The sequence below is a fragment of the Enterococcus sp. DIV1094 genome, from assembly GCF_017316305.2.
Classification (GTDB): domain Bacteria; phylum Bacillota; class Bacilli; order Lactobacillales; family Enterococcaceae; genus Enterococcus_B; species Enterococcus_B mangumiae.
This window is the reverse complement of the sequence record NZ_CP147250.1, coordinates 999,528-1,012,604: the sequence shown is the minus strand read 5'-3', so window position 1 is coordinate 1,012,604 and position 13,077 is coordinate 999,528. Positions and strand designations below refer to the sequence as shown.

Sequence of the window (13,077 nt, the reverse complement as noted above, 5' to 3'; positions counted from 1 at the left end):
TAACGCCTTATTCAGTAGCTGTACATCTTTTAATGAAGGAGTGAAAACAATGCCAGGAGTAGATTTTAATATGAAAATCGGTGAATTTTACAACGATTTTAATAAGAAGGATAATCCAAAAGAGCGAGATGATATGGTGAAGGACCTTGTAAATAGGTCAGGACAGACTCCTACAGACCTCCTAACCCCTGTAGGATTCCTCTTTATGTGGAATATTTTAGCAGGGCTAAGGATGCCAGAGGACCTGCCTACGCAGCAACGAGCTGTCCAAGATTCAGGTGCTGTTTTAAAAGTAGATACTCATATTGAAATACAACAGGTCGGAAATCAAGTACGGATGCCTAATCTTAAGTCTAGCTCGACTTTTTACCCCCAAAGAATCACCCCACCAGTACCCACCAATACCACCCAAATCCAACAAAATAAACCAGAAGTTGTTTCTCCGCCGCTTGATTTTGCAAGTGCGGCTCATCAGTTTAGTATAAAAGTACATAAATTTGCTCATGGGATCACGGAGCTTATTGATTGTACGACGACCCAACAAGCTTATCATAAAAAAGAGCACGGCTTGTGGGAAAACAAAAATCATACACACATCCACTTTAAGACAGTTTGTCGAAATGCAATCGCTGAATCACAAACATTGAATGAAACGCGAAGCAACAAAATCGTTTCCCCACAGCAGTTCTCATTCAAAAAAAGCACGGATGTAAATGATCCACAGCATTTTAATGCAACGAATGCTGCTGAAAGGGTAAAAAATGTACTTCAAACGAATTTTGAGAAAAACTATCCAAATGAAACAACGACAGATGCGCCAATACCAGAAAATGTAACTTCTAGTATCCATTCTTTTTGGGATGGACTCACTGAAACGTTCAGCTCCTTCTTTCATCAGCAAGAGCAGATAATTGATTCAGGGAATCAGACAGAGGCAAACGACAATATTCTAGGACAGTTCACAGATTTATTAATACAAACTTTTTCGAGCGATTCTGGAACTTTTGATTCGTTAGGTAAAGATAATAGGAAATATGAGCGAGAGCATATTTTAAAGCAGCAGCTTCTGACAAATGACACAAAAAGGCGGGCACCTCAAGGAACAGACGTAAGCATCTCTGAAAAACTGGTTGGTTTAGCCCAAGATTTCTCAGAAGCGTTCGATCGTTTTGTTAAACGTTATGATTTTAAAATAGGAATTGGCGCGGAAGCAGCAACCATTCCTACACAGCCAACAGTTCCGACACCTTTAGCTGAAGTAACGACAAATCCAACGCTTATTGGACTGAAATCGTCAGAAGTACTTTCTGAAGAAATGCATGAGAAAATCGATAAAATCATGTTAGCTTATATGGAAAATAAACCGTCACCCGTATCAATCAACGAACCACTTACACCGTTCTGGTATAATCAAGAAGTCTTTGGACAGCGCAATGAAACAGATAGAGCAAATGAAAAAATCAGGCAGGCTGTTTGTGAACAGTATAGTGAATTATGCGCGATTAAAGAGCAACCACTCAATGATTTTTTTCTCGCTCTTCAAAGTTGGGCAAACAGAGGAGGATCAAATCATGAACTTCTTGAGAAGAGACAACAGCTGGCTAAGATCATTCTTAGTGCTTATGGCCTTTCAGCCGTGCAAGTATCCGCAATTCGAGCAATCAATATTTTTTTTCAATGGGAAACAAATAATGTGTTCAAATCATATACTTTTACTGAAATTAAGAATATTGATGTAAATCCAATGCAAACACAGAATGAAACGATCGTAGAAAATGATCGAACCAATCATTTATTCGATCCAGTCAGTGCTTCTGACTACGGAAAGATCCTTCGTATCACTGAAGCCATCTCTCAAGATATCCAACCCTTTGATCAGTCAGAATTATTGCCAGTTTTTAACTTTGATGAACAAATGTTTCAACAAAAAAATAAGACAACTGATGTGAATCGGATGCTTAAGTCATTTTTTATCGGTACAGGAATTGCTAGAAAGATAGATACTGACTTGGAGTTGATTCCGATTGTTCAAAGTTGGGCAGGTAGGAATTGGAATAATGACCAAACTATACAGTCAGAGCGAGCACAGTATTTAGCTCATGTTATCCAAAAAGGTTACGGAATTGAAAATAGCAGACTAGGAGATTTCCTATCCAATATACAATTGCAAGCAATTTATAAGCAATGGAAAACCAACACGTTGCTAGCGGGATATCGCTATAAAGAAAAGACGAGACAAACCATTCAGTATGATTTATCACCAAAAGAGCCTGCCACGATTCTTCAAGTACAAAAACATTTAAAAGAAAACAACCAAATCTATAGAGACTTTATCCTTGGTCGACCGGAGAGTATTCCTAAGCAAACACCAATCGTGCCGATTTATTACCATGAACAGATTTTTGATCTGCGAGAGAATACGCCAAAGGCAAATGAGGTAGTCGGAGATTTCCTTTATAAAGAACAAATGTATTTAACAACGGCGACGCCACGCCAACTGGTTTTGTTGTTGCAAAAATGGATCTTTGAAGGCGTACAGTATGATGAGGTCAGCAAAAGGCAGAACATAGCAGCGAATATGATTTTGAGAGCATACGGCGGGGTAGCAGTACCCTTGACGGATAGTGAGGCACGAGCGATTGTATTGCAGTGGGAAAACAATAACGCACAGATTGGCTATAAGTATGAGAAAGGACAAGGCGATCGTCCTGGAATTGATATTGAAAAAATCAAAAAAAAGCAAGAACAGGAACAAAAAGAAGAAGTAAAAAAAAAGATTGAACGTTTTTTTGAGGCAAACGATTTTGATTCTACGACAAAACTAACTAGTCAGCCGGAAAAAGAGTTACACACTACTGTAGATCGCATAGAGGTAGAGAAAGCAAAAGAAAGAGTAGCGAACTTTTTAACTGAAAAAGGTGTAGACTGTGATACTTCGGATATCAATGTTTTTGCGACAGTCGTCTCAAATTGGGTATTGTTGGAAGGCGCAAACCAAGAAGTGATAGACATGGTTAAAATGAAACAAGTTGCTCAAGTCATTCTTGGCGAAGAAGTAGATGGTGTCATTTCAAATAAAGGTGCAGAGATCACGTTCACTAAGTGGTTGTGGGACATGATTGAGATCAATAATTTGGTTTTGGAGACAACACCTCTTTCTGGAATTGAGAATGCAAAAGAAGCATCTCAATCAGCAGCAACAAACAATAAGTGGTTGGATAAGAAAGTCATGACACAAGTCGAGTCATTTTTTCGTCAAAAAGGCATGTTGGCCACTCCCCAAGTCACCAAAGAAGATGTTTTAGCGGCTATGGGGGAATGGTTTGGTCAAACTGGCGTTGATGGTGTGATCAGATCTGAGAAAATCCAAGCGGTAGCAAAAGTCATCCTGAAAGAGTTAAAACTATATGGTGGACAGCCGGAGGAAGTCATCTCAGATAAGAATGCTGAGATGACTGTAATGAAATGGACGATTGAAAATGTCTTAGGTACTACAATTGAAGGGTATGCAGCAAAAAAAATCATTGCTTCATCTAACCCAGCTACTTTTACGATCGGCCAACTTAGAAAGGCATTTTCAGTCGAAGAATTGAAAAAGGCAGGTCTAATCAATATTCCATCGAAATCTGCAACGCAACAAGTAGACCAAAAAACGGGAATACAAGAGAACATAACTAAACTATGGGTCTCTTTTATGAACCGTGCATTACCTAACTATTTTCTTAAATCCAGTGAGTTGGGCGACGATAAATTGATTTCTGATTATGATTCTTTAATGCAGATGACAGGTTCTAGAATACTAGAGGATCTAGGTTGTCTTAATAAGTTCAATCAGACAGAAATCAAATCAGTAGGTGAACTTTTTTTTGAAAGCATTATCGAAAAAGGAATTTCGACTGTCGAAGAAATTTCACATCTTTTAGTTCCAGCGACACTGGCTACCGCTCAGTTGAACCCAGATATTTTAAGAGAAGCTTTGGCAAAAGGGGACTATAAACAAGTCGTGTTAAGTACTTTTATCAATTATTTACAACAAGGCTATTTTGAATTAGTAAAAAAGCAAGGAATTGTCAATGACCTTGTCGTATCATATCAAACAGCAGTGATTGATTGGCGTCGACAATCAGCACTTGTGGATGAAGTACTGGAAGAGTGCGAGCGACTTGGTATAGAGGTTAGTCTTGTGGCGGATCAAATTTATCTCTCTGGCGGAAATCCCTGTCCGGGTCCGTGGGTTCCACCAGATGTCAATGAATGGTATAAGCGATTGACTAAAGCTGTATCTGAATCATTTTACTCGCTGGATCAGTTTCTGATACGACTTGCAGTGGATTCATTTCACAAAGAGGATTTGAATTTTATCTTTTCATCGGAAAGTCGTATTTACAATGCGAAAGCACTATTGAGTCACAAAGCTAGTCACCCGGCAAGCGGGCCAGGTTCATCCGGTTTCCCACCCGTCTTTTTAGCAAAAGAGGTGGAAGTAGAGACGGTTCTTAAATTGGCTGAGACAGATTTATTTGTCGTTACTCGTGGCAGTGAAGAAAGGTTCTATGCGTTAAAAAGACTGGAACAAGATGGCGGTTACAAGCTTTATCGTGTGGATAAAGATGCGATGTCATATCTTCGGTATGGGCTTTTTGACCGACAAGATCTTTGGGAAAATGAATTCCGAAAATACGACGATAAAGTTCTGATCAGAGATAAGCCATATACGCTTAAACTAGAATGGGATCGAAATAGACCCTTATCGCAAGTAAATACGCAGGAGAAATTAATCAATTATATTAGCGGGAAACACAGGGATACAGTCTATCAACAACTATTTGATTCAGGGAAAGAGACAACAACAGCTGAAAAAGTTCGGGATGTTTTCAAACATCTCATTCCTTTTTACGATTGTGTAGTCGGTATTATTAATAAAGATGTTGGTGAGGCAGTTCCCAGTTGTATGCTTGATGTCGTTTCTTTGATTCCTGTATTAGGGCAAGTCACTGCACTTAATACGAGATTTGCATTTGGTATGGCAAGAATGATCATGAAACAAGGTGTAACAGGTGCTGTACGTCATGGTGCGCGCTATCTTCCAAAAACATCAGAACTTCGATCGCTTGCGGTGAGCGCGATACGTTATGTTGATCCAGGAGTAGAATTGTTGACTAGTAGTTCACAAGTCTTATTCAAGGGGTTGGTACGTTTGAAAAACCAAGTGTTTATTAGAAAGGAACTCAAGGAAGTAGCGACAAAACTTGAAAAATTTGTAATAGAAAAGAACGATTTGACTAAAAGTTATACGCAAGCTACTTTACCAAATAATGGTCCAGACATTTTTGTGAAACGTGTACATAACCATTTATACGTCCCAGTATCAGACTTAAAAAAGGGGGATGTTTATGGGCAACGATTTACCTTGCGAGGGACAAAGCTAAGATTGTTTGAGGGACCCGCATTTTTTTTACGCAGACAAAAAAATTTGATTCACCAAATTTCAAGTAAAATTCCCAACAGAGATCTAGCTGTCGAAGAGGTAAATTTAAATCCTAACGCTTACGGGGAAGGAACGACTCTAACTATCACTGGAGCAGGAGATTTTCGCCAAACATTCATTGAAATGGATAAGAAACTGGTTCCTGTCAGAATCACCGCAATTGAGAAGCATGGTATCCGTTATGATGTATATGATAGAGGAGTGGTATATCCAGTAAACTTTAATGGGATAGAGTGGTATTTTGAAAAAGAAACGAGTCCAACGATCTCGCAAACAGTACGTGAAAAAATAGGGAAGGAACTAAATCAGTATGAGTCCTTACAAACTCCTACTACGCTGTCCCCGCCGGATGAAAATGGGTTAATGTGGAATTCTGCTGGACGATCTTATATCAGAATCAAAAAACAATATATTCCTCTAGTTTTGTTGGATAAAGAAACGAATCGTTATCATCTAGTGAAAAAAAATATGCTTGCGCCGATGACAGTCTTACGATTGGATCCGAATAATGGTGCTTTTCGTTTTGAAACGCCTTTAGAGAAATCTCGTGAAAAATATCCAAGGACTGTCCAACATAATCGTCCTGATTCTCCAGAAGCAGGCACTTCAAAAAAAGAGGATGCAGGTTCATCTCGTGGAAGGGCAGTTGCTCAGAGGAGTGAGAATCCGTTGTATCCGCTGTATAATACACTTCCAGAATCCCCAAATAGATGGTGGGGATGGTACGGCATGCTAAATGCAATCGAGTATTCGCCGATGCACGGAATTTCAAGGCGGGAAGATGAATCAGTTCCGATCAAACCATTGGAGAGTTTTGTCCCAGAGCCACAAAGAATTGTCGACCTTGACGAGGCTTACGCCCAAAAAGTGATTTCTGATGAGATTGCCAAAGTATTGTCTTTGAAACCGGGGGATAAGTTTCGTGTTTTTCCTGGCTTAGACATAAGTAAGGTACCGGAATCACTTCGACCGTTTATCGAGAAACTGCCAAAAGAATTTGAGAACGCAATTGAACATTTCAGAATCGTCAAAGACGTGTGTCTAGAATTGTTAAAGTTAGATAAAATCGCAGAATCAGCCGAAGGTCAATACTTAATAAAATTCCTAGATTTGCCGTATGTTTTTCAGCAAGAGAAAATTTTACAAGAAACCGTAAAGAGACTCCTTTCAATCGCAACAAAAGGCGAGCAATTTCTGCGACAATCAGCAGACTGGGGATTTGAAAATGTTTGGGTCGTTTCGACTGATTTTGTTCTAGATGAGAAGACACATACTTATTACTCCACTAGTAATGATAGTCCAGGATCCTATGCATTTGTGTGGCAAGCAGATGCTGAGTGTCGCATTATCATTAATGCGGATGCTTTTCATAGAAGGCCAGAAATTTTACCAGGAATCCAGATGGCAGGGCCTCCAGGATTAACGATCACGCATGAAGCCACACATGTTGTTTCAGGAACGTATGATGTTGTGAGATACGGACTAACGCCTACTGGATTTTTACCGAGTGGACAAAATGTGATAACTGATTTTCTGGCACGATATACAAAATTTTTTGAAACTTCGGATTTTGATCAATTTGTTACGGCAGTAGCAAAACAGCAAAATGCTCCTCACTTATCTAAAAAAACTGTCATCAAAGCGTTTGAAACGGATCCAATGCTATTTACAAACTTTAAATTAACAGACGCGCAATTGCTTGCAACGATCATGAGAGATTTTGTATACCAAAATGAGTTCATTAAACAACCGAGGGTCAAAAGAGAAATTAAGGAAGAAGGAGAAACTAAGGAAGAAGGATTGGGCGATGGAAAGTTGCTGACTGCTTTCGCGATGATGCACACAGGTAATTTTTTTGTTTTAGAACTAGCTAAAAATTTAGAGAAAGAGCAAGAATTACCTAAAATGACGACGGTAGAGCCTACTCAAACAAAGGGTGAAGCGGCGGATTTTGCAGGGGGCATGAGTAATAACAAAAAAATGAATAAAGAAACGAATGCGACGATAACTGATCAGCAATCTAGCGGGAATTTCTTGGATACAAAACAAGAGGAAAATGCAGAAAAGAAACAAGAACAACCAAAAATACCAACAGAAGCACTTGGAAAGAAAAGGGATACGGCAGCGGATTTTGACAGGATCATGAGAGGTATTGACAATAAAAAGAACCCCAAAAATCAACCACGCGTCAAAAGAGAAATAAAAGAAGAATCGAGCGATGGCAAGCTGTTTCGTTTTTCAGATCTAATGCAAAGAGGTGGTTTTTCAGTTATAGAACAAGATAAAAGTTTAGAAAGGAAAGAAGAACGACCAAAAATGCCGACAGGCGCATCTGCTAAAAAAAGGGATGGAGCGACTAGTTTTTCAAAAATCATCAAGCGTGGCAAAAAGGTTAGTAAAGAAACGAACACGACAATCACTTACCAACAGACGATCATGCAGGGAAAACAGGTCAGTCTGTAAAATGAATAGTAAATAAAGGAGTATAGCTAAAAAAAGCGGGTAGTATTATGTATAGAGGCAAGAGATAGTATAACTTCACTACTAGTATTAACTAAATATGAACCTCTCTGGTAAATAAGACAGCATGTACAAAAATGTGAATTCTTATATACCGGAGAGGTTACTTTTGTTTTCAACGTTTATTGAGATTTAGGCGCATTTTTTTAGATGTTAAAAAAGTAGATGATAAAGACGGACGATGAATATCAAAAGTTTGCAAAATGCTACAACATCTCTAAATCTTTTTCGATCGTCTTAGTAATACCTTTAATAATTGCGGGGATAAACCCAGCTTCTTCCAATGCAACGACACCAGCAACTGTTGTACCACCAGGGGAAGAAACTTGGTCAACTAATTCCCAAGGATTTTCATCGCTTGCGAGGAATTTTTGACAAGAACCTAAAATTGCTTTGGCTGCGATCTCGGTTGCTGTTTTTTTCGGTAGTCCATGCAAGACACCAGTACGCCCCATTGCATCGATCAACATATAAATAAAAGCAGGTGAGCTTCCCGCTAAGCCGATAAATGTACTAAAATCATCTTCGGCTAAAGGATAAACGCTGCCGATCGCTTCAAAGATCTTTGTCGCTTGTGCCAGCTGATCATTTGTTGCTGCTTGGTTTTTACAGATTGCCGAAACGCCAGCACCGACACTCACATTGACATTGGGCATCACACGAACGATGGCTGCTTCTGGATCAAGCGCTTGTTCTAATGTTTTAAGTGATTTTCCTGAAGCGATGGAAATGAATAACTGTTGTTTACGGTGGTCACGCAAGTCATGCAATACCGATTCGATGATTTTTGGTTTTACTGCTAGGATGATGATCTCTGCTTTGTCAGCAACTTCTTGATTGCTCTGACAAGCAGTGACGCCTACTTTACCAGCAAAACGTTGTGCATTTTCATAATGTCCACTTGAGACAAAAATCTCTTCTTTAGCCACAAGATCATTTGCTAAGATCCCGTGAATAATTGCTTGAGCCATATTTCCTGTACCGATAAATCCGATTTTCATGTAATCCTCTCCTTTTGTTTTAGCATAGCTTTCTTTCTTACAATCTGCAAGTCAAGAGATGACCCCATCTGTGAATGGATTGGGGAGAAAGTGGTGGGTAGAAAACGAAGATGAAACGAGTGTTTTAGTATCACTAAAATTCGTATAAACGGTGTTCAAGAAGTAGCACTTCAATAATAAGCCAAAAAAATCAAAAATGAAAAAGCCATTTTCGATTTTTCTGTCTTATTACTCAGTGCTGACCGCTTCTTTCACAACCTAATGTCCAAAGTGGAAAAATCAATCTAAATAAGATAACATGAATGTATACGTTTTAGAAAGTCTACAGGTGAGGATGAGTGCCGGTGAAAAATAAATTACAGATCATGATCCAGTGGGTGAAATCACATCAGTTGATTTTAAAACTGATATTCTTTGGATCGATCCTTGTTTTTGTGGCGAATCAGGTCGCCAATATTGCCCAAGGGATGAGTTGGCAAGATGTCTGGCACACGATGGAACAACAGCGTCATAGCACGCTTGCATGGATGATTTTAGCAGGATTGATCGGCGTTGCCCCGATGTTGCTTTACGATTGGGTCACGATCCGAGTATTGGAAAAACAAGGGAAACCTAAAATGAGTCGCAAAGACTTTTTGTTATCGGCTTGGATCACGAATACGATCAACAATTTGGCAGGATTTGGCGGAATCGTCGGAGCAAGCTTACGAGCTAGCTTTTATGGCAAGCACACCAATCGTAAAATGGTGCTTGCAACAGTCTCGAAAGTTGCTTTATTCCTGTTGACTGGGCTTTCTATCTGGTCATTATTAACGTTTATCAATGTTTTCTTTCTTCAATCTGATAGTGTTTTTCGAGGGTATTGGATTTGGTTATTTGGGGGTAGCTTTTTAGCGCCAATCATCTTCTTGTTTGCCTATCTGAAACGAAAAACATTATTTGCAGAATTTTATCCTAAAGGTTTGGTGGGTTTGTTCGCAGCTTCCTTTGGACAATGGACTGGAGCATTAGTAGTTTTCTTATTGATTGGGCGCTTGATGGCGGTAGATATTTCTTTATGGTCATTGTACCCGATGTTTATCATTGCCACATTGATTGGCATGTTGACGATGGTACCCGGCGGTGTGGGGACGTTTGACGTGTTGATGATCTTAGGGATGAGTCAACTAGGTGTGCGGCAAGATATTGCGCTTGTGTGGCTGCTTTATTATCGCTTGTTCTACTATGTACTCCCATTTCTATCTGGCGTCATTTTATTTTTGACACACACAGGAGTTAAGATCAATCGATTTTTAGATAACATTCCTCGATTGTTTTTTCAAAAGATTGCTCATTTTGTTTTAGTGTGTGCTGTTTATTTTGCGGGGATCATGATGGTCTTGCTTTCGACGATCACCAATCTTTCGACGGTCAGTCGTTTATTTCAAATACTTTTGCCTTTCTCATTTGATTTTTTAGATCAGATGTTGAATCTGTTGATCGGTTTCTTATTGTTAGGTTTAGCTAGAGCTTTAGCGATGAAGGTCAAAAAAGCATTTATTCCGACAATTGCTTTACTTGCTTTTGGTATCATCAATACAGTGATGCGAACGTTGTCGTGGCAATTGATCGTTGTCTATCTTCTGATATTACTCGCGGTCTGGTTCTCTCGCAAAGAGTTTTATCGTAAAAAGTTTGTTTATTCATGGGGAGCTATTTTATTTGATGCGTGTTTATTTGGCTTTTTATTTGTTGTTTATGCCATCGCAGGCTATCATCGTGGTAGTTTTTGGGTAGGTGACTTAACTGCCAATCGCTTCATTCTCTTCCCTTATGAAGACGTCTGGTTTTCTGGATTGATTGGCTTAGGGATCTCTTTACTGGCGTTAGTTGCTTTGTATCAGTACTTGGCCGCAGACACAGGATTTGGTGAATCTTTAGATCAAACTCGTTTAGATCGCCTTTTAACGACCTATGGCGGGACCGCAGCTAGTCATTACTTGCATTTACCTGGATACACTTATTTTTATTATCAGGAAGAGGATCAAGACCAAGTAGTGTTTGGGTATCAAATCAAGGGAAACAAATGTTTTGTTCTGGGTGATCCAATTGGTGATCCAGCTAAAATACGTAAAGCTACGCATGAATTTTTAAAGAAAGCTGATTGTTTTGGTTATCAGTTGGCATTTTATAAAGTTTCAGAAAGCTATGTCGTTATGCTTCACGAAGCGGGATTTCACTTTACGAAAGTTGGCGAAGCCGCCGTCACTGATCTTTCTTCTGATGCGCTTCAATGGCGAACAAAGCAAATCGAATTGCAACGTTTGACGAATGAAGGCTATCATTTTACTTGGTATGACGAATTACCTGAAGAATTATTCGAACCAATCCATGAAGTGTCGCAAAAATGGTTGGACGGTTCTCGTGAGAAACATTTCTCAGTAGGCTATTTCGATAAAGAATATCTCTTGATGAGCGGAATCGGTGTTGTTCGCAAAGAACAGCAAATCGTTGGCTTTATTACTTCACAACCGATCAATGGGCGTCAAGCAGGGTATGATCTGCTACGGTATCTACCGAATCAGCCGAATAGTCTAGGCGATTACTTGCTTGCCAATTTATTGGCTGTCTATCGTCAAAAAGGCTACGTAGAAGCGAATCTTGGGCTTGCGCCACTGGCGAATGTCGGAGAGACAGACTTTTCATTCTTGCAAGAAAAAGTGATGCGGATCATCTATAATTATGGTAATTTCTTTTATTCTTTCCAATTAGCCTACGAGGAAAAACAACGATATGTCACACATTGGGAAGGGCGTTATTTTGCGTATATGAAAGGAAGTAGTTTTACCTTAGCCACGTTGCAACTATTCTTATTGATCGGTAAAGGAAAAGAAAAAGGAACAAGTTTAGCAGAAGAAGTTCTGACAGAATTGTAAAAATGATTGTAAAGCTGTGATGAAAGTGTTTACGTCTATTGGTGAAAGCTATACTTTTATTTTTCCCTATGATAGAATACTTTCGACTTAGACTTTTCGAATGGGTGAGAGGATGGAATTGATTGAAAAAGCACCAGCGAAGATAAACTTAGGGTTAGATGTGTTATATAAAAGACCAGACGGGTATCATGAGTTGGAAATGGTGATGTCAAGTGTAGATTTAGCTGATCACTTGTTCTTTGAAGAGCTATCGGAAGATCGAATCATTGTTGAGACGAATAAAGCATTTTTGCCGGTAGATCAGCGTAACAATGTGTATCAAGCCGCATTGTTGTTAAAAAAGAAATATCAAATCAAAAAAGGCGTAAAAATCGTTGTGAAGAAAAATATTCCTGTCGCTGCTGGATTAGGCGGCGGAAGTACGGATTGTGCAGCGGCATTGAGAGGCATCAATCGATTGTGGAACTTAGGCTGTAGCTTGGAAGAATTGGCTGAGATCGGTTTGGAAGTAGGGACAGATGTTCCATACTGTGTCTACGGTCAAACAGCGTACGTAGGTGGAAAAGGTGAAATCGTCCAATTGTTACCGGCAATGCCTTCTTGTTGGGTCATTCTTGTAAAGCCTAAAATGAGTGTTTCCACGCGAACTGTTTTCCGAGAAATCGATACGCAAAAAATCCAACACCAAGATATTGCTGGATTGGCTGATGCGCTTCGTCAACAAGATTATCAAAAAATGTTAACGAAAATGGGTAACAGCCTCGAAGACGTGACAGGAAAACGTCATCCGATCATTCACCAAATCAAAGAGCGAATGATCAAATACGGTGCAGATGCTGCTTTGATGAGTGGCAGCGGGCCAACGGTTTTTGCTGTTTGTCAACATTATTCCAGAGCCCAAAGAGTCTATAATGGATTAAAAGGGTTTTGTGAAGAAGTGTATCTTGTCAGAACGCTATAAACGAATAAAAGAAATAAGACCGTTCAATCAGGAGAAAAATGATTGGACGGTCTTTCGTATGGGGGTTCTTCTGTTTCATGGTTAGGAATAAAAAGGAATTGTCCCAGTCGCATGGTCATCAAAAACCAAAAGACGAAGCAAGCTATTGTTGATTTTTAATCAAGAACGAAGGAAAACGCTTGCGCTTATTGT

Annotated in this window: 4 protein-coding genes; 3 read left to right on the top strand and 1 reads right to left on the bottom strand. The window is 39.4% G+C overall.

Annotated features, from left to right (window positions below; all coding sequences use genetic code 11):
* Positions 1–49 precede the first annotated feature (49 nt).
* Positions 50–7,951 (top strand): QWxxN domain, encoded by a 7,902-nt coding sequence (locus tag DOK79_RS04845; RefSeq protein WP_206853174.1) that lies wholly within the window; start codon positions 50–52, stop codon positions 7,949–7,951.
* Between the two features lie 263 nt (positions 7,952–8,214).
* Here DOK79_RS04845 and proC read toward each other — a convergent pair whose 3' ends face one another.
* Entirely contained in the window at positions 8,215–9,009 is a 795-nt protein-coding gene (gene proC / locus DOK79_RS04840; RefSeq protein WP_206853177.1) for a pyrroline-5-carboxylate reductase, read from the bottom strand.
* Positions 9,010–9,353: 344 nt separating this feature from the next.
* Here proC and mprF point away from each other — a divergent pair, with 344 nt between their 5' ends.
* Positions 9,354–11,924 carry a bifunctional lysylphosphatidylglycerol flippase/synthetase MprF gene (gene mprF / locus DOK79_RS04835; RefSeq protein ID WP_206853180.1) on the top strand — a complete coding sequence of 857 codons (2,571 nt, stop codon included), beginning with the start codon at positions 9,354–9,356 and terminating at the stop codon, positions 11,922–11,924.
* Between the two features lie 112 nt (positions 11,925–12,036).
* Positions 12,037–12,885 (top strand): 4-(cytidine 5'-diphospho)-2-C-methyl-D-erythritol kinase, encoded by an 849-nt coding sequence (ispE, locus tag DOK79_RS04830; RefSeq protein ID WP_206853183.1) that lies wholly within the window; start codon positions 12,037–12,039, stop codon positions 12,883–12,885.
* The last annotated feature ends 192 nt before the right edge of the window (positions 12,886–13,077 follow it).

Coding starts and splice junctions, on each gene's coding strand:
- DOK79_RS04845 (WP_206853174.1), top strand. CDS start 50: ATGCCAGGAGTAGATTTTAATATGAAAATCGGTGAATTTTACAACGAT.
- proC (WP_206853177.1), bottom strand. CDS start 9,009: ATGAAAATCGGATTTATCGGTACAGGAAATATGGCTCAAGCAATTATT.
- ispE (WP_206853183.1), top strand. CDS start 12,037: ATGGAATTGATTGAAAAAGCACCAGCGAAGATAAACTTAGGGTTAGAT.